A 16,817-nucleotide genomic window follows, 5' to 3' on the forward strand; every position below is an offset into this window, starting at 1 on the left:
GGGGGGGGCGGGGGGGGCGGGGGGGGCGGGCGGGCGGGCGGGGGGGGGGGGGGCCCCCGGGGGGGGGGCCCCCCCCCCCCCCGGGCCCCCCGCCACGGCCTGGGGCGGCCCTCACTCCTTCCCGCCGGTCCTCGCGCCGCCGGCCCGCACCCCCTCGTCCCGCAGCCGGGCGACCATCTCCCGCAGCCGGGGCAGCGCCGCGTACAGGGCGTCGCCGGGGCAGTCCGTCTCGTATCCGTCCCGGTGCCCGGAGATGACGTCGAGATCCACCGCGGTCCCCTCGGGGTACCGGCTGCGGTCGTTGGTGGACACCATCCGCACCCGCCCCCCGGGGTCGGCGCCGGGGCGCAGCTTCCACGCCGCCACGGCGGCGATCGCCTCCAGCATCGGCCGCGGTATCCGGGTGCCCTCGCCGAAGCTGCCCACCGCGGCGATCCCCACGCTTCCGGTGTTGAAGCCCTGGGTGTGCGCTCCGAGCACCGCCCGGTCCGCACTCCCGGCGCGTCCCTCGTAGATCGTCCCGCACCGGTCGACGACGAAGTTGTACCCCAGGTCGTCCCAGCCCTCGCCGTGGATGTGGGCGTCCTGCATGGACCGCAGCATGTCCGGCACGTCCCGGCAGTCGTAGTCGCCGGAGTGGTGGGTGTGGTGGACGAAGACGGCCCGCACGGCCGCCACGTGCACGGGCTTCTCGCGTACCGACCGCTCGTCGGCGTGCCATGCCGACCGCTCCACGATCGGCGGCCGGGGGGCCGCCGGAAGGGCGGAGGAATCACGGTCTCGCCGCTCCGGAGTCGGGATCTCCGGCGCGTCCCAGTTCATCAGCAGGGCCAGTGGCACGAGCGCCACCGCCTGCGTCAGCCTGCGGGGCCACATGCAGACCAGGGTGGGACGTACCCGGTGACGGGCCCAGCCGGGTGCGCCCGTTCGAGTGGTGCGGTGTGCGGTGACCGGTGAGGTGCGGTAGGTGAGAACCGCCGGTCACACGCGGTGCCTCCGGGCCCGGTCCGCGGCGGACCGGCGGGTTTGTGACGCGTCACCACCCTCCGCCCCGCGAAGCGGTGGATCCCCCGGTCCCGGACCGACGGCGGGCCGGCGGGGCCGCCACGGCCGCCGGCCAAGGGCACCAGCCGCCCGGAGCGCACCCCCCTGGTGACCTGGGCCGCGGGGGAGGAGCCGGGCCGAGCATGGCCCCCTGTGGGCCGCGGTGCGGCAGGCCGACGTCCACCGGGCGGCGCGCCCGCGGAACGGTCCGGCCGTGCGCGTCCGGCTCCGGCCCGAACCCGCGGGACACACGCGAGCGCCCCGCGGCAGCGGTGCCGCGGGGCGCTCGCCGGTCCGGACCCGCCGGTGGCGGCCGGTCAGCCGAGGCCGAGGACGTCGAGCGTCCGGGTGGCCATCTGCGCCTCGCCCAGGGCGTTGGGGTGCACCGGGACGAAGTTGGTGCCGAAGAGGACCGGCTCCACCCAGCGGGTGCCGGCCGGCTTGCAGGCGTCGTGGCCCTCGGAGGCGGCGGCCAGGTCGACGAAGACCGCCCCCTCCTCGCCCGCCGCCTTCTCGATGACCCGGTTCAGCCGCGTCTGCAGGTCGCGCAGGTACGGCACGTCGCCGGAGGCGATGGGCATCTTGAGGAAACAGGACCGGTCCGCGGTCGCGGGCAGGATCCAGGGGTAGCCGAGGACGGCCACCCGGGCGTTCGGAGCCTTCTGCCGCACCTGCGCGAGCGACCTCTTCAGCGCCGGGTACGTGGTGGATTCGATCTGGTCGGTGAAGTGGCTGCCGTAGATGTTCTTGCAGGGGCTGCCGTGGCCCAGGGTGAGCACGCCGGCCGAACCGCAGGCCACGATGGCGCCGATGAAGGTGTTGTTGTCGTTGCCGCCGATGGTCAGCGTGACCAGCTCGGTGTCCGCGTCGAGGGCGTCCAGCTGCGGCGCGACCCCCGGGTACTGGGACTGGGTGAAGTCCTTGGTCTGCGCCCCGCCGCAGGTCGCGTCGGTGAGTTCGGCGCCGGTCCGCTCGGCGATGACGTTGGGGTAGTTCCTGGTGGAGCGCGCGCACAGCGGGGAGGTGGACAGGTCGAGGGGAAGCACCCCGGAGCCGGCGCTGTAGCTGTCGCCGAGGGCGGTGTAGCGGAGCGGTTCGGTCTCGGCCGCCTGGGTCGGCGCCGCCAGCCCGAGGACCGAGGTTCCGACCGCGGCGGCGAACACCGCCAGGTTGCGTGCGAGTCTGCGCATCGGCATCACGTTCTCCTTGACCAGTCGTGGGGGTGCCCCGGCGGCGGGCGGCCGGCCGGCCGCCCGGGGTTCCGCTCGGGCATCCCGTGCTGGGGAACGGACCTGCCGGGCGCCGAGGTTGGGGCGTGGTTCGTAGCCCACAGTGATGCATTGCCCTGGGGTTTTCGCCTGGGACGGCGGACGGACAATCGCCCGGGTTTTTGTCACCCGTCACAACATCCCGGCGCCAGGCGGGGGTTCACCTCGCGCGCGGGCGGCGGGTCACGGCCGGGCCGGCAGCGCTCTGCTGGGATCGGCCAGCGCCAGGTCGTGCGCGATGGCACGGGCCGCCGCGGCGAACAGCCGGATCGTCCCGGTGTCGTCACCGGTCCGCCAGGTCAGCCCGTACTCGACCGGCTCGGCGTCCCGGAACGGCAGATAGGCGATGCCGGGCCGCGCGTGGTAGGTGGCGGTGTGCGCCGTCGACAGCAGAGCGCCCTGGCCGCCGGCGACGAGCATCAGGGCCTCCTGCATGTTGGTGACCGACGGGCCCCGGCCGATCGGCCTGCCGCCGGGGGTGCGCGTCGGGACGCGGTGCTCCAGCCAGTAGTCCGGGACCGTCCCGGCGATGGTCAGCAGCGGAACGTCGGCGAGGTCCTCCATGGACACCGTGTCCCGGCCGGCGAGCGGATGGCGGGACGGGACGGCCAGCACCCGTTCCTCCCGCAGCAGCGCCGGCCCGCCGCCCAGGTCCTCCTCCCGCACGGGGAAGTCGGTGAGCTGGACGTCGAACTCGCCGCTGCGCAGCTGCCCGTACGGATCGGTGAGCGGCACCTCGCAGAACTCCACGGCCAGCTCGGGATGCGCGACGCGCAGCGTCTCGGAGACCTTCAGCACGATCTCTCCGGCCAGCGGGTTGGAGAACCCCACGTGCAGCACGTCCGAGACCCCGCGCGCGGTCGCGGTGGCGCGCGCCACCGCCTCCCGGATCGCCCGGTGATGGGGAGCGAGGTCGTCGCGCAGCTGCCGGCCCAGACTGGTCAGCGCGACCCGGCGGCTGGTCCGGACGAACAGCGGCGCCCCGACCCGTCTCTCCAGGCGCTGCACCAGCTGGCTGACCCGGGCCCGGGACAGCCGCATCCGCGTCGCGGTGCGGCCGAAGTGCAGCTCCTCCGCGAGCAGGAGGAAGCACTCCAGTTCATCGTGTCCCATGGTGGTCCCCCGGGGTGCCGGACGAGATCGGTGAGCCTGGTCAAGATCGGTAAGCCTGGTTGAACGAACGTTGCGATCTTCGCTGTTGTTCCCTCCGCACCCCTCGCCGAAGGATGAAGGAACCGGGAATCCTCCCCGTCTCACCTCTCTCCCAAGGAATTCAGATGAGTGCGCTGGGTGCACGCCAGTGGGGCGTGCTGTTCGTCCTGTGCGGTGCGATCTTCCTCGAAGGCATCGATGTGGCGATGCTCAACGTGGCCCTGCCGTCGATCCGCGCCGACCTCGGCCTGTCCACCGGCGAACTGCAGTGGGTCATGAGCGCCTATGTGCTCGGCTACGGCGGCTTCATGCTGCTGGGCGGGCGGGCCGCGGACCTCTTCGGACGGCGCCGCATGTTCCTCTTCTGGCTCACCGTCTTCCTGCTCTTCTCCGGCCTGGGCGGGTTCGCCACCGAGGGCTGGATGCTGCTCCTCGCCCGCTTCGTCACCGGGGTCGCCGCCGCCTTCATGACCCCCGCGGGTCTGTCCATCATCACCACCAGCTTCGCCGAGGGCCCGGAACGCAACCGGGCGCTGCTCATCTACTCCGGCACCGCGGCGGGCGGCTTCTCGGTCGGCCTGGTCGTCGGCGGCCTGCTCACCTCCGTCGGCTGGCGGTGGGTGTTCTTCGTGCCGGTCGTGATGTCCCTGCTCATCCTGGTCGCCGCGATGGTGTTCGTCCCGCGGTCACCGGTCCCGGACCGGCGGACCGGGCAGGGCGTCGACCTGGCCGGCGCGCTCACCGTCACCGCGGCCATCGTGCTCGTCGTGCTCGGGGTCGAACGCGCCGCCCACACCGGCGTCGGCTGGACCGCCGGCACCCTGGCCGCCGGTGCGGTCTGCCTCGCCGTCTTCGTCGCCGTCGAACGGCGCTCGGCCGCACCCCTGGTCCGGCTGGGCATCTTCCGCAACGGCGCTCTGGTCCGCGCCAACCTCATCGGACTGCTCTTCGCCGCCGGGTTCTTCGGCTTCCAGTTCGTGGCGGTGCTCTACCTGCAGGAACTGCGCGGGTGGTCGACGATGGAGACCAGCCTCGCACTGCTCGTCATCGGCATCGACGCGGTGGTCTCGCCGACCCTCACGCCCAAGCTGGTCGAGCGGTTCGGCAACGCCCGGGTGGTCTTCGGCGGGACGCTGCTGGCCGCGCTCGCCTACGCCCTGTTCCTGCCGGTCGGCGACGACTGGACCTACCCGATGATGTTCCCCACGCTGATCCTCGTCGGCCTGTCCTTCTCCCTCGCCTACGGCCCGCTCACCATCGTGGCCACGGAGGGCATCGAGGAGCGGGAACAGGGGCTGGCCGGCGGCCTGTTCTACACCTCCTTCCAGTTCGGCGCGGCGCTCGGCCTCGCCACCGCCACCGCCGTCGACACCGCCGCCACCGGTTCCGGCTCCCCGGCGGACCTGCTCGACGGCTACCACGCCGCGCTCGCCGTCCCGCTGGCCACGGCCCTGCTCGCGGCGGTGATCAGCGCCTTCGGGCTGCGCCGGCGCGGCGCCGCGGCCCCGGCGGCCCCGGCCGACCGGACCGCGGCACCGGAGCCGTCCGCCGCCGGCACCACCACCCGCTGACCCCTCACCAGGAGCTGCTCATGGCCACCAAGGTCACGGACTTCGCGGAACTGCAGGACACCTTCTTCGGCTACATCAGGGACATCAAGTACGCCACGATGGTCACGGTGGACCGGAGGAACCGGCCCCGCGCCCGGGTGCTGCTGCCGGTGTGGGAAGTGGTCGACGGCCGCCCGGTCGGCTGGCTCGCCGCCTACCGCACCCCGGTCAAGACCGCCCACCTCGCCCGCAACCCGCACACCACCTACACGTACTGGAACCCCCGGCAGAACGCCGTCCACGTCGACAGCGTCTCCACCTGGGCCGAGGACCCGGCGGCCAAGCGCCACGCCTGGGACCTGTACGTGGCGGGCGGGCCGCCCGGGGTCGGCTACGACCCCGTCCATTACTGGCGCGGCGGCGTCGAGGACCCCGAGTACGACGTGCTGCGGATCGACCCCTGGCGGATCCAGCTGGTCCGGGGCTCGGACCTGCGGAGCACCATCTGGCAGGCGGACGGCACCGGCTGAGGACCCGGACCGCGCTCCCGCACCCCGTGCCGGAGCGCGGCCCGGCCGCCGGGTGCCGGGGACGGCCCGCCGGCGGTTCGGACTGGCCCCCGGCGGTTCCGGGCGGCCCGCCCGGGGCTCAGGCCGGCATCGCGTCGGCGATTCGGAACGGCGGGGTCTGCGTCCCGGTGATCCGGTAGCGGTCCCACGGGTCGGGGTCGGACAACTCGCCCCGGGCCTCGCCCTCCGGGGTCCGTATCACCGCGGCCACCCGCTTCCCGCCCAGCCGCGTGACCAGGTCCCGGTCCGCGCCGAGCCGCCCGTACCAGTGGTAGCGGCCGTCGATCGGCTGGAAGTAGCCGCGCAGCACGACCGAGACGGTGTGCTCCTCGCCGGCGACCCGGAGGGTGGCGGCACCGTGGTATCCGTCCTCGTGGTCGTCCGCCTCGGGGGTCGCGGACGACCGGGACGGCTGGGGTGCAGGGGACATCTCAGGACTCCTCGGTAGCTGGTGGGGCGGTTCGCCAGGGGGCGTGCCGCGGGGTGGCGGACATGACGTGGTCGGGGCCGATCGGAACCTTCGGGTCGAGCGTGATGCCGTAGCCGCGGAGGAAGCCGTCGAGTGCCGCCCACACCATCTCGGTGAGGCGGTCGACCACTTCCCGGCGGCTCATCGACTGCTTCTCCAGCCACCACTCCGCGGTGTTCTGCACCATGCCGACGATCGCGTGCGCCCAGGGTTCGGCGCCCCGGGTGTCCAGCCCGAAGAAGTGCAGGCTCTCGTCGAAGATCCGGGTGAGCTCGGCCGAGGTCAGGGCCTTGCCCGCATGGACACCGGTGCCCTCGCCCCGCGGTCCGGTCGGGATCGTACGGGCGGCGAGCCAGTAGAGGTTGGGGTGCTCGTCGAGGAGGGAGAAGAACCCGTCGATGGCGCCCCGGATCCGGTCCAGCGGCGGCAGCGAGTCGTCCAGCGCCGGCACCACCCGCTCGATCAGCATGGTGACGCCCCGCTCCTGGAGCGCGGCCAGCAGATCGGCCTTGTCGGCGAACTGACGGTACAGCACCGGCTTGCTGACCCCCGCCTGCTGGGCCACATGACCGATGTGCAGCTCCGGGCCGTGTTCGGCCAGGGCGCGCAGGGCGGCGTCGATGAACTCCTCCCGGCGGGCCGCGCGGTGGGCGCTCCACCGGCTCTTGCGCCCGTCGGTGCCCCGGCCCGGTTCTCCGCTCTTGACTCCCACCACGTCAGACTACATGCTACCCAAGGTAACTGTTACCCCGAGGTAACAGGTAAAGCCGCGGTCGAGAGGAGTGAGCAGCCATGGCCCGTGGGCTGTCCGAGGCGAAGGTCGGCGACAGGGAGAAGACCGCCGCACGGTTGCTGATGTCGTCGGCGAGGAAGTTCTACGACCCCGAGGTCGACATCGACTGGGAAGCCCCGCTCGTCGAGGGCAAGTGCTACATGCTTCCCGAGCGGGTCTCCCTCTACGGCACCCCGCTGTGGGACCGGATGAGCGAGGAGCAGCGGCTGGAACTGGGCAAGCACGAGGCGGCCACCGTCGCCAGCGTCGGCCTGTGGTTCGAGATCCTGCTGATGCGGATGCTGGTCAAGGCGGCCTACGACGGGGACCCCACCACCCGGCACATCCAGTACGCGCTCACCGAGGTCGCCGAGGAATGCCGGCACGTGGTGATGTTCGCCAGGATGGTCGAGCGGATGGACTGCCCGGCCTACGGCCCCCCGCCGTACGTCCACCGGCTCGCCAAGCTGCTGCCCACCATCGCGTACGGGCCGGCCATGTTCGGCTCCATCCTGGTCGCCGAGGAGATCCTGGACCGGCTGCAGCGCGAGATGGCCAACGACGAGTCCGTCCAGCCGCTGATGCGCATGGTCAACCGGATCCACATCCTGGAGGAGGCCCGGCACGTCACCTTCGCGCGCGAGGAAGTGGTCCGCGGGATGGCCGGCATGGGCCGCGCCGAACTCCGCTACCAGCGGCTCCTCATCGCCACGGTGTCCTTCTTCATCTGCCGCAGCCTGCTGCACCCGCGCGCCTACGCCGCCGTCGGGCTCGACCCGAAGCAGGCCTGGCACGCCGCGCACGCCAACCCGCACTACCGGGAGACCCTGCGGTTCGCGGGCGAGCGGATCATGTCGTTCCTGGACGAGGCCGGTCTGGTCGGCGCCCCCGGTATGGCACTGTGGCGCAAGAGCCACCTGCTCGGCTGACGTCCCGCTCCCGCCGGGCCGCTTCCGCGCGCCCGGCGCCCCGCACCACCCGCACAGGAACGTGAAAGGAACGACAGCCAGATGGGAACCCGTGAGGAAGCGAAGGTGGTGATCGTCGGCACCGGCTTCGCCGGTCTGGGCCAGGCGATCCAGCTCCTCAAGGCCGGTATCGACGACTTCGTGATCATCGAGAAGGCGCAGGACGTCGGCGGGACCTGGCGGGACAACTCCTACCCGGGCTGTGCCTGCGACATCCAGTCCCACATGTACTCGTTCTCCTACGAGCAGAACCCCGACTGGACGCGGGCCTTCGCCCCTCAGCCGGAGATCCTCGCCTATCTGCGCGGGGTCGCCGACAAGTACCGGCTGCGGGACCGCATCCGGTTCGGCCAGGAGATGACGGCCGCCCGCTGGGACGAGGACGGCTGCACCTGGACGGTCACCACCCGGACCGGGGACGAGTTCGTCGGGCGGTTCCTGGTCTCCGGGGTCGGCGCGCTGCACCTGCCCAGCGTGCCCCGGCTGCCGGGGGCGGAGCGGTTCACCGGCACCACCTTCCACTCGGCCACCTGGAACCACGACTACGAACTGCGCGGCAAGCGGGTCGCCGTCATCGGTACCGGCGCCAGCGCCATCCAGTTCGTCCCGCGCATCGCCCCCGAGGTGGCCGAACTCCACCTCTTCCAGCGCACCGCGCCGTGGGTCATGCCCAAGCCGGACCACCCGATGCCCGCCTGGACCAGGTCGCTGTTCCGTACGCTCCCCGGCACCCAGCGCGGCTACCGGGCCCTGCTCTACTGGCTGCTGGAGATGCGGGCGGTCGGCTTCAACGGCCACCCGGCGCTGATGAAGGCCGGAGAGCTGATCGCCCGCCGGCACATCGCCAAGCACATCGACGACCCGGCGCTGCGCCGCGCGGTGACGCCCGGCTACACCATGGGCTGCAAGCGGGTGCTCGTCTCCAACGACTACTACCCGGCGCTCGCCCGGCCCAACGTCCGGGTGGTCACCGACGGCGTCGCCGAGGTCCGCGAGCGGAGCATCGTGGACACCGCGGGCCGGGAGCGGCCGGTCGACGCGATCATCTACGGCACCGGGTTCCACGTCACCGACGCCTTCGACCGGCTGGAGATCACCGGCGCCGGCGGCCGCCGGCTCGGCGACCAGTGGAGTGCCGAGGGCATGCAGACCCACCTCGGCATCACGGTCGCCAACTTCCCCAACCTGTTCTTCCTGCTGGGTCCGAACACCGGGCTGGGCCACAACTCGGTGGTCTTCATGATCGAGTCCCAGTCGCGGTACGTGGTCGACGCCATCCGGCTCGCCGATCGCAGCAAGGCGTCCGCGGTGGCCGTCCGCCCGGAGGCGCAGCGGCGGTTCAACCGCGACATCCAGCGCAGGCTGGCGGACGGGGTGTGGACCACCGGTGGGTGCCAGAGCTGGTACCTGGACGCCAAGGGCGTCAACCGGACCATCTGGCCCGGCTTCACCTGGCGGTACTGGATGAGGACCCGCAAGGCGGGCCGCGCCGACTTCCACCTGGTCGGCCCCGAGACCCGGGCCGGCCACCGCGGCTGACCCGGCCGCGCGACCCGCGCCCGCGCACCCCACGTCCACCCCGACAACATCGCGGTACCGGACGTGGTGGTCGACGACCCGGACCGGGCCCGGACCCTGGTGCTGGGCTGGGGCTCCACCTACGGGCCCGTCACCGCCGCGGTCCGGCGGCTGCGCGCGCAAGGGGTGGCGGTGGCCCAGGCCCATCTGCGGCACCTCAACCCCTTCCCCGCCAACCTGCCCACCGTGCTGGCCGGCTTTGACAAGGTCGTCATCCCGGAGATGAACCTCGGCCAGCTGGCCACCTTGATCCGCGCGAAGTACCTGATCGACGCCCGCAGCTACACCCAGGTCAACGGCATGCCGTTCAAGGCCGAACAGCTCGCCACGGCTCTGAAGGAGGCCATCGATGACTGAGGCCACGACCACCCCCACCACCCCTGTCAGTCCTGTGGCCCCCGCGGACACCACCGCCACCAGCGCCACCAGCGCCGCCGCCGCGGCCGCCGGCGTGGCGACCGGAACGCCTGCGGTGACCGGTGTGACGGCCGGTGCGGCCGTGGCGCCTGGTGTGACGGCCGGTGCGGCGGGTGCGGGTCCCGGGGGTGGGGGCTGTTGTCGCTGGTGCCCAAGGCCGAGGCGAAGCAGTCGATGAAGGACTTCAAGTCCGACCAGGAGGTGCGCTGGTGCCCGGGCTGCGGTGACTACGCCATCCTCGCCGCCGTGCAGGGGTTCATGCCGGAGCTGGGCCTGGCGAAGGAGAACATCGTCTTCGTCTCAACGCCTTCGCCCTCTCCCGCCTCGCCGACCCCGACACCCTCCACCACACCCCGATCGGCGTCTTCCGAGACGTCGAACGCCCCGTCTACGACACCCTCATGGCCGACCAGCTCGACGCCGCCGTCGAACAACACGGCAAGGGCGACCTCGCCGCCCTCCTCGCCGGCAACGACACCTGGACCGTCACCGGCTGAACCCGCCGCACGGCCACGGCCGGAGTTCAGTCCAGCGGCAGCAGGGGCGCCGGGCACTGCGGGGTCATGTCCTCGATGGCGCACAGGGTGTCCCGCAGCCCCCGTACCAGCAGCGAGCGCACCGTCTCCCGGTTCAGCTCCGGGTGGTTGAGCCAGTCCAGGGTGACCCCCTCCACGCTCGCCATCCAGCCGACCAGGGCCAGCCGGGCCACCAGCGGGGGAGCGGTCCGCCCCCACGCCAGTTCGGCGATGGTGGCGACCAGCTGTTCGCGCACCCCGTCGCGGATGGCGAGCACCTCGGCGTCGGACCCCACACCGCCGTTGACGGTGGCGCGGTACGCCGCCTGGTGGTGCTCGGCGTACCGCAGATAGCCGTCCACGGTCTGCCGCACCCGCTCGACCGGCGGCAGGTCGCGCGTCCTGGTCACCTGGGCCAGCAGCTCGGCGACCGAGTCCTCGATGATCGCCAGGTAGTAGCCGCGCTTGTTCCTGAAGTAGTAGTAGATGAGCCCCTTGGCGACGCCCGCGCCTCGGGCGATGTCGTCCATGGAGAGCGCGTCGTAGGGCGTGTCGGCGAACAACCTGCGCCCGATGGCGATGAGTTCGGCCCGGCGTGCCTGCGAGCGGTCGGTGCCGCGCCCGTCCGCCGCCGAGTCCGCACCAACCCGTTGACTATTATTCAAATTCGCGCCTACTCTCCAACTGGCCGGAATCCGCAGTATGGCAGAGGGACGCCGCGGCGGATCCGACGCTCCACGGCTCACTCCGGGCCGGGCCCGGCCGCCGCCTCCACGTAGGCGGCCGCCCTGCCCCACTCCATCGATGCGTGTCCGCACGGCTGCTCACCGGCGGTCGTCCGGCGCCCCCTCGGGAGGACGCGGTGAAGGCAACCCACAACCCCCTGCCGGAAGGCAGGACCGCATGGAAGCGCACGGCGGCCGTCGGACTGCCCGCCGTGCTGGCGGTCGGCGCCATGGGCGTGATGATGGCCAACGGCGTGCTGGCCGCCTCGTTCGCCGTCTCCGGCACCAGCTTCCAGGTCAGCTCCGGCAAGCTCTCCAGCGAGGGGCTGGCCTCCTACGTGGAGACCGACCGCTCCCTCGACGGGAAGGGCCACCCCGTCTCGCTGCTCGCCCTGGACCAGGCCAAGCTCTCCGACATCTGCCAGTCGGCGGAGATCAAGACCCCGCTCGGCACCGTGGTCTTCAAGCTCACCGCGGGCGGCGACGCGGGAGAGGTCACCGCGAGCAAGCTCGTCATCGACGCGGAGGACCTCTCCGGCGACGCGAAGTTCGGCACGGTCCAGCTCGGCCGGGACGCCTCCACGCTCGACTCGGTGCCGGGCGCCCAGGGCCCGGAGGGCAAGTTCGGCCTCCAGGCCGGTGGCATCGAGGTCACCGACGTCACCTCGCACGCCTGGTCCGCCACCGGCGGGAACTTCCGGCTCAAGGGCCTGCGGCTCGGCGTCAGTCTGGACGGCGACCGGTGCTTCTGACCGGGCGTGGCCGGCCGCGCCGGCCCGCGGCCGACCGGCGACCGGAGGGGGAGGCGCGGCGAAGCCGCCGGGCCGCCTTCCGGTCCTGGCGCCGGACCCGTCCCTTCTGGGCCGGGCTGCTCCTGATCCTGGCCGGGGCCGAGATGGTGGCCATCCCGCTGTCCCCGCTCCAGGTGCTGGTGAGCCTCGGCCTCGGCGGACTCGCCGCGATCGGCATCGGTCTGGCCCTGGTGGTCGCCGGGCTGTTCCTCTGGTTCGCGCCCCGCTCCCGGGCTTACGTCAGCATCCACGCCCTGCTGCTCTCCGTCGTCTCGTTCGCCGCCACCAACCTCGGCGGGTTCCTGCTCGGCATGACGCTGGGCATCGTGGGGAGTGCGATGGGCTTCGGCTGGACCCCGGCCGCACCGGCCGCGCCGGGCCCCGGCGGCGCCCCCGCCGGCGACCCCCGCCGGCCGGCAGCCGCCCCGGCCGGAGACCGGACGCCGGACGCCGCCGGCGCCGGGGGCCGGGGCCCGTGGCGCCGGCCGGGGCGCGGCCGCGGGAAGCGGGCCGCCCCGGCGGAGACGGGCCCGGACACCGGTGACCGGCCGGGCCGGGCTCCGGCGGCCCCCGGCGCGGCGGGACCCCCCGGGCGGGACCGGGCCCCGGCGCCGCGCACAGCCGGCCCGTCCCCGCCGCCGCGGGCCCCCGGCGGCCGGGCCACCCGGACCCTGGCCGCGCTGCTCCCGCTCGTCCTGCTGACCGCCTTCGGCCCGCCCGCGGCCGGGGCCGGGCCGGCGGGCGAGCGGCGGACCGGGCCACCGGAACCGGCCCGGGCCGGCACGCTCGTCGCGGCCACCCCGGCGAGCATCACCGCCCGCCGGTTCACCCCGCACGGGTTCCTCGTCGCCGGGGTCACGGAGCTGCCCACCGCGGACGGACCGCTGAAGGTCATGGTGCTGAAGATGCGTGCCGCGTCGCTCACCGACTACCGCATGACGGCCCGTGGGGAGACACCCGCCTACGGCCTCTCCGCCGACTCCCTCGAACTCACCGGCCACGTCACCCTCTACCTCAGCCGGTTCAGCGGCTGCGTCGAAGGACTGATCTGCCTGACCTTCACCCCCGACCGGCTGCCGGTGCCGCCCCTGGTGCCGCCCTTCGTCTTCATCACCCGGGTCGAGGGCGAGCAGGCGTTCGTCACCGCCGACAGCATCACCACCACCGGGCTGGACCTCCCCTGACCTCAGGAAACGAGCTGATCACGAAGTCACCCCCGAATCTCCACGGCGTCGGCACATCCGTATACAGTGCTCTTCCCCCCACACACCACGCACGCCGTTTCGAGGGGACACCCATGCGCATCCGCGCCGCCGCGCTCGCCGCCGCCCTGCTCTGCCTGCCGCTCACCGCCTGCGGCGGTGACGACGAGGGCGACCAGGTCACCTCCGAGCCCAAGAAGCAGTCCTCCGCGCCGGCCTCCCAGGGCGACTCGGAGCCGGAGGCCGCACCGTCCGCGGAGCGGACGCCCGACGTGGCCGCCATCGGCGACACCATCACCCTCAAGGGCCAGGAGGACGGCGAGCAGCTCGACGTCACCGTGAAGAAGTGGCTGGACCCGGCCAAGGGCGCGGACGAGTTCAACACGCCCGCCGAGGGCAAGCGCTGGGTCGCCGCGCAGATCCAGCTCACCAACACCGGCTCCGCCGTCCAGGACGACACCCCCTCCAACGGCGTGCAGGTCGCCGACGCCGACGGACAGCGCTTCGACGCCACCTACGGCGACATCGCGGCGGGCCCCCAGATGCCCTCCGGCCTGAAGCTGCCCAAGGGTGACAAGGCGCTGGGCTGGATCGTCATCGAGGTGCCCGAGTCCTCGGAGATCACCACCCTGCAGTACACGATGAACAGCGGTTTCGCCGAGCAGACCGGGCAGTGGAAGGTCAAGTGACCGCCGCGGACCGGCGCCGGGCGGCGGCCCCCCGACCTTCGCGTGGGACGCCGCCGGGGCGTCACCCGGACGCCTGACCGACGGCCGTCGGTCCGTGATTCCGCCGCTCCACCGTGGCAGGCTGTGGCCCGTCACAGCCCCCGGCCGGACCCAGGGCCCCGCACCCCGCCGCCGCGCCGGCGGCCGCCCCGCCGAGCGGCCCGCCCCCGGACCCCGGTGGGCCTCGCACGACAGGGAAGGACCACCCTTGTCCATGTCCGCCGCCGGGCTGCGCCGCGTCCTGCCGGCCGTCGCGCTGGCCGTCACCTCCGTGCTCACCCTCGCACCGGCACCGTCCGCCTCGGCGGCCGAGCCGGACGACTACGTCGCGCTGGGGGACTCCTACTCCTCCGGCAACGGCACCTTCGCCCCGGACGCGAACCTGTTCTGCTACCGCAGCACCCGCGCCTACCCCGAACTGGTCGCCAGGGCCCGGCCGGACACCCGGCTGACCTTCGCCGCCTGCCAGGGGGCGACGACCGACGACATCGTCGAGACGCAGCGGACGTCGCTGAGCCCGGACACCGACTACGTGTCGCTGACCATCGGCGGCAACGACATCGGGTTCGCCGGACTCATCGCCAGCTGTCTGAGCGGCACCGACGCGGCGTGCGCCACCGCGATCGAGGAGGCCGACCGGAAGGTCGACCGGGAACTGCCCGCCAAGCTCGACCGGGCGTACGCCGCCGTCTCCGCCGGCGCCCCCAACGCCCGTGCGGTGGTGGTGCTCGGCTACGCCCGGTTCTTCGGCCCCGACGTGTCCTGCCCGGCCGCCGGCGGGACGTCCCCGGACCTGGCAGCCCGTCTCAACCGGCTGACCGACGACCTGGACGCGGCGATCCGGGACCGCGCCACCGCCGCCGGGTTCACCTACCGGGACTCCACCGCGGCCTTCACCGGCCACGACGTGTGCGCCGCGGCGCCCTACCTCAACGGCAGCAGCGTCAGCGTCGCCGACGGCTGGCACCCGACCCGGGCCGGCCATGCGGACGGCCTGGCCCCCCTGGTGCGGCAGATCGTCGGATGAGCGCCCGGCGGCTCCCCGCCCCCGGCCCGAGCTGTCGGGAAATCGCTGGCGGGGCGGCCGCCCGGCCTGCATGATGCGGCTATGTCACGCACCTTCGACGACCTGGTGGCCGAGGCCGGCTCGGCGCCGGTGGACGGCTGGGACTTCTCCTGGCTGGCGGGCCGGGCCACCGAGGAGCGCCCCTCGTGGGGGTACCAGCGGCTGCTGAAGGAGCGGCTGGCCGCGGCCTCGGCCGCGCTCGACATCCAGACCGGCGGCGGCGAGGTCCTCGCCGGGGCCGCCCCGCTGCCGCCCACCATGGCCGCCACCGAAGCCTGGCCGCCCAACGTCGCCATGGCCACCCGGCTGCTCCACCCGCTGGGGGCGGTGGTCGTCGCGGACCCGGAGGAACCGCCGCTGCCGTTCGCCGACGGGGCCTTCGACCTGGTGACCAGCCGCCACCCGGCGACCGTGTGGTGGACCGAGATCGCCCGGGTGCTGCGGCCCGGCGGCGGCTACTTCGCCCAGCACGTCGGGCCGGCCACCGTGTTCGAACTCGTCGAGTACTTCCTGGGGCCGCAGCCCGAGGAGATCCGGCGCAGACGCCACCCCGACGACGAGAGCGCGGCGGCCGAGGCCGCCGGGCTGCGGGTGGTGGACCTGCGGGCGGAGCGGCTCCGCATGGAGTTCCGCGACATCGGCGCCGTCGTCTACTTCCTCCGCAAGGTGGTCTGGACGGTCCCCGGGTTCACCGTCGACGCCTACCGGGACCGGCTGCGCGACCTCCACGAGCGGATCTCGCACCAGGGCCCGTTCGTCGCCCACTCCTCCCGGTTCCTCATCGAGGCGCGCAAGCCCGGCCGACGGTGACCGGCCCGCCCGCCGGACGCGGTGCCGCCGCCCGCGGGGCGGCGGCACCGACCCCGGTCACTCGCGCCACCAGCGCCGCAGCACCTTCTCCGCGGGCTTGCCGTGCGGCGTGTAGGCCAGCCGGGCCGGGGTCTCCCCGCTGTCCGGCCAGTCGTCCCACATCCACCAGCACACCCCGGCCCACCACGGCTCCCCGTCGAAGGCGGTCAGCAGCGCCTGGTAGGCGGCGGACTGCTCGTCCTCCGCGGCGCGCTCACTGACCGTCCAGGAGTACGGGGCGGTGGCGGTGCCCCGCTGGCTGACGTAGCCCGCCTCGGTGAACAGGATCTTCCGGTGGTGCCGGGCGGAGAACGCCGCCAGCTCGGCGACGACGGCCCGCCATCCGGCGGCCAGCTCCGCGGGGTCGGTGGTGGGCCGCTCGGTCAGCGGCCAGTAGGCGTCGATGCCGATCAGGTCCAGGGCGTCCCAGAACCGGACCCGCGGGTACTCGTCGAAGTTGGCGGCGTAGGTCAGGCGCCCGCGGTAGCGGTCGCGCACCGCGGAGATCACCCGCGACCAGCGCTTCCGGTCGCCGCTGGTGCCCGCCAGCTCGGTCCCGACCGCGAACTGCTCCACCTCCAGCTCCTCGGCGAGCGCGGCGTAGTGGGTGATGAAGCGCCGGTACGCGGCGAACCAGGCGTCCCGGTCGGCCGGCCGGATACCGGCGCGGTCCCCGCCGCCCACCAGGTCCACGTGCGGTTTGAGCAGGACCTTCAGCCCGTCGGCATGGGCCAGGCCGATGATCCGCCGCAGCCCGCGGTCGCTCACCGTCTCCCCGGTGGTGTGGATCTCCGCCCGGCGGCGCCCGTCCTGGTACCAGGTGGGGGTGAACACCACCCACCGGGCGCCGGTGTCCTTGATCTGCCGCAGATAGCGGCGTGCCTCGGGCCGGTCGTAGTCGTCGGCGTCCCAGGCCGGGAGGGTGATTCCGCGGATCCGTTCGCCCGGCCCGTGGCCGGCGGAGGGCCCCGGGCGGTTCGGCTCCCGCCCGGGGGAGTCGTCGCCGGTGGAGCAGCCGACCAGCATGGTGAGCGCCGCGGTGACCGCGGCGGCCGCCCGCCTGAGGGTGTTCATCGCACACAGTGCCTTTCCCGAACGTGCCCGGCCGGTGCCGGCCCCGCGCGAGGGCGGGGACGGCACCGGCCGGAGCGTCG

At 73.5% G+C, this 16,817-nt stretch carries 16 protein-coding genes and 2 pseudogenes; 11 read left to right on the forward strand and 7 right to left on the reverse strand.

What is annotated here, in order from left to right:
* Positions 1-111: 111 nt before the first annotated feature.
* The 3 genes from ACH4B3_RS22795 to ACH4B3_RS22805 form a co-directional block, all read right to left on the reverse strand.
* The gene (locus tag ACH4B3_RS22795) at positions 112-876 is read right to left on the reverse strand and encodes a peptidoglycan recognition protein (protein WP_398465411.1); all 765 of its coding nucleotides are present in this window, start codon (positions 874-876) and stop codon (positions 112-114) included.
* Between the two features lie 485 nt (positions 877-1,361).
* Entirely contained in the window at positions 1,362-2,240 is an 879-nt protein-coding gene (locus ACH4B3_RS22800; RefSeq protein ID WP_398465413.1) for an SGNH/GDSL hydrolase family protein, read from the reverse strand.
* Positions 2,241-2,495: 255 nt separating this feature from the next.
* Positions 2,496-3,425, reverse strand: a complete 930-nt coding sequence (locus tag ACH4B3_RS22805) for a LysR family transcriptional regulator (RefSeq protein WP_398465415.1) — start codon at positions 3,423-3,425, stop codon at positions 2,496-2,498.
* Between the two features lie 164 nt (positions 3,426-3,589).
* Between ACH4B3_RS22805 and ACH4B3_RS22810 the strand changes: the two genes are divergently transcribed.
* Together ACH4B3_RS22810 and ACH4B3_RS22815 are read left to right on the forward strand one after the other, a co-directional pair.
* Positions 3,590-5,035: an MFS transporter gene (locus ACH4B3_RS22810; RefSeq protein ID WP_398465417.1), complete on the forward strand. Its 1,446-nt coding sequence runs from the start codon at positions 3,590-3,592 to the stop codon at positions 5,033-5,035.
* A gap of 20 nt (positions 5,036-5,055) precedes the next feature.
* Positions 5,056-5,544 (forward strand): pyridoxamine 5'-phosphate oxidase family protein, encoded by a 489-nt coding sequence (locus ACH4B3_RS22815; protein ID WP_398465419.1) that lies wholly within the window; start codon positions 5,056-5,058, stop codon positions 5,542-5,544.
* 118 nt (positions 5,545-5,662) lie between these two features.
* Here the strand turns inward: ACH4B3_RS22815 and ACH4B3_RS22820 are convergent, their stop codons facing one another.
* Both ACH4B3_RS22820 and ACH4B3_RS22825 read right to left on the reverse strand, forming a co-directional pair.
* A complete protein-coding gene (locus ACH4B3_RS22820) occupies positions 5,663-6,013 on the reverse strand; it encodes a DUF4873 domain-containing protein (RefSeq protein ID WP_398465421.1) in 351 nt (116 codons plus the stop codon).
* Between the two features lies 1 nt (position 6,014).
* On the reverse strand, positions 6,015-6,764 hold the full coding sequence (locus ACH4B3_RS22825; RefSeq protein WP_398465423.1) for a TetR/AcrR family transcriptional regulator: 750 nt from the start codon (positions 6,762-6,764) through the stop codon (positions 6,015-6,017).
* An 80-nt stretch (positions 6,765-6,844) separates the two neighbouring features.
* Between ACH4B3_RS22825 and ACH4B3_RS22830 the strand changes: the two genes are divergently transcribed.
* The 4 genes and pseudogenes from ACH4B3_RS22830 (at position 6,845) to ACH4B3_RS22845 (ending at position 10,284) form a co-directional block, all read left to right on the forward strand.
* Entirely contained in the window at positions 6,845-7,753 is a 909-nt protein-coding gene (locus ACH4B3_RS22830; RefSeq protein ID WP_398465425.1) for a diiron oxygenase, read from the forward strand.
* Positions 7,754-7,834: 81 nt separating this feature from the next.
* Entirely contained in the window at positions 7,835-9,331 is a 1,497-nt protein-coding gene (locus tag ACH4B3_RS22835) for a flavin-containing monooxygenase (RefSeq protein ID WP_398465426.1), read from the forward strand.
* Between the two features lie 42 nt (positions 9,332-9,373).
* A pseudogene (locus ACH4B3_RS22840) lies at positions 9,374-9,727 on the forward strand (2-oxoglutarate ferredoxin oxidoreductase subunit alpha); the annotation flags it as partial.
* 234 nt (positions 9,728-9,961) lie between these two features.
* Positions 9,962-10,284, forward strand: a pseudogene (locus tag ACH4B3_RS22845) (hypothetical protein).
* A 26-nt stretch (positions 10,285-10,310) separates the two neighbouring features.
* Here the strand turns inward: ACH4B3_RS22845 and ACH4B3_RS22850 are convergent.
* Complete coding sequence (locus ACH4B3_RS22850; protein WP_398465428.1) at positions 10,311-10,967, reverse strand: TetR/AcrR family transcriptional regulator; 657 nt, start codon at positions 10,965-10,967, stop codon at positions 10,311-10,313.
* 197 nt (positions 10,968-11,164) lie between these two features.
* Between ACH4B3_RS22850 and ACH4B3_RS22855 the strand changes: the two genes are divergently transcribed.
* The 5 genes from ACH4B3_RS22855 to ACH4B3_RS22875 all read left to right on the forward strand — a co-directional run bounded on the left by ACH4B3_RS22855 (position 11,165) and on the right by ACH4B3_RS22875 (position 15,624).
* Positions 11,165-11,779: a DUF6230 family protein gene (locus tag ACH4B3_RS22855; protein WP_398465430.1), complete on the forward strand. Its 615-nt coding sequence runs from the start codon at positions 11,165-11,167 to the stop codon at positions 11,777-11,779.
* Positions 11,770-13,002, forward strand: coding sequence for a DUF6114 domain-containing protein (locus ACH4B3_RS22860; protein WP_398465432.1), 1,233 nt, complete (start codon positions 11,770-11,772; stop codon positions 13,000-13,002). Before ACH4B3_RS22855 ends, ACH4B3_RS22860 begins: the two co-directional genes overlap by 10 nt.
* Positions 13,003-13,115: 113 nt before the next feature.
* Positions 13,116-13,709, forward strand: coding sequence for a DUF4352 domain-containing protein (locus ACH4B3_RS22865; protein ID WP_398465434.1), 594 nt, complete (start codon positions 13,116-13,118; stop codon positions 13,707-13,709).
* Between the two features lie 253 nt (positions 13,710-13,962).
* The gene (locus ACH4B3_RS22870; protein WP_398465772.1) at positions 13,963-14,775 is read left to right on the forward strand and encodes an SGNH/GDSL hydrolase family protein; all 813 of its coding nucleotides are present in this window, start codon (positions 13,963-13,965) and stop codon (positions 14,773-14,775) included.
* 81 nt (positions 14,776-14,856) lie between these two features.
* Complete coding sequence (locus tag ACH4B3_RS22875; RefSeq protein ID WP_398465436.1) at positions 14,857-15,624, forward strand: methyltransferase domain-containing protein; 768 nt, start codon at positions 14,857-14,859, stop codon at positions 15,622-15,624.
* A 57-nt stretch (positions 15,625-15,681) separates the two neighbouring features.
* Here ACH4B3_RS22875 and ACH4B3_RS22880 read toward each other — a convergent pair whose 3' ends face one another.
* Positions 15,682-16,737 carry a glycoside hydrolase family 113 gene (locus ACH4B3_RS22880; protein ID WP_398465438.1) on the reverse strand — a complete coding sequence of 352 codons (1,056 nt, stop codon included), beginning with the start codon at positions 16,735-16,737 and terminating at the stop codon, positions 15,682-15,684.
* Positions 16,738-16,817 lie beyond the last annotated feature (80 nt).

The sequence above is a fragment of the Streptomyces sp. NPDC018031 genome, assembly GCF_044327625.1.
GTDB lineage: Bacteria > Actinomycetota > Actinomycetes > Streptomycetales > Streptomycetaceae > Streptomyces.

Bases quoted from the DNA above. Each gene is read 5' to 3' on its own strand.
- ACH4B3_RS22795 (WP_398465411.1), bottom strand. From the start codon at position 876: ATGTGGCCCCGCAGGCTGACGCAGGCGGTGGCGCTCGTGCCACTGGCC.
- ACH4B3_RS22800 (WP_398465413.1), bottom strand. From the start codon at position 2,240: ATGCCGATGCGCAGACTCGCACGCAACCTGGCGGTGTTCGCCGCCGCG.
- ACH4B3_RS22805 (WP_398465415.1), bottom strand. From the start codon at position 3,425: ATGGGACACGATGAACTGGAGTGCTTCCTCCTGCTCGCGGAGGAGCTG.
- ACH4B3_RS22810 (WP_398465417.1), top strand. From the start codon at position 3,590: ATGAGTGCGCTGGGTGCACGCCAGTGGGGCGTGCTGTTCGTCCTGTGC.
- ACH4B3_RS22815 (WP_398465419.1), top strand. From the start codon at position 5,056: ATGGCCACCAAGGTCACGGACTTCGCGGAACTGCAGGACACCTTCTTC.
- ACH4B3_RS22820 (WP_398465421.1), bottom strand. From the start codon at position 6,013: ATGTCCCCTGCACCCCAGCCGTCCCGGTCGTCCGCGACCCCCGAGGCG.
- ACH4B3_RS22830 (WP_398465425.1), top strand. From the start codon at position 6,845: ATGGCCCGTGGGCTGTCCGAGGCGAAGGTCGGCGACAGGGAGAAGACC.
- ACH4B3_RS22835 (WP_398465426.1), top strand. From the start codon at position 7,835: ATGGGAACCCGTGAGGAAGCGAAGGTGGTGATCGTCGGCACCGGCTTC.
- ACH4B3_RS22865 (WP_398465434.1), top strand. From the start codon at position 13,116: ATGCGCATCCGCGCCGCCGCGCTCGCCGCCGCCCTGCTCTGCCTGCCG.
- ACH4B3_RS22870 (WP_398465772.1), top strand. From the start codon at position 13,963: ATGTCCGCCGCCGGGCTGCGCCGCGTCCTGCCGGCCGTCGCGCTGGCC.
- ACH4B3_RS22875 (WP_398465436.1), top strand. From the start codon at position 14,857: ATGTCACGCACCTTCGACGACCTGGTGGCCGAGGCCGGCTCGGCGCCG.
- ACH4B3_RS22880 (WP_398465438.1), bottom strand. From the start codon at position 16,737: ATGAACACCCTCAGGCGGGCGGCCGCCGCGGTCACCGCGGCGCTCACC.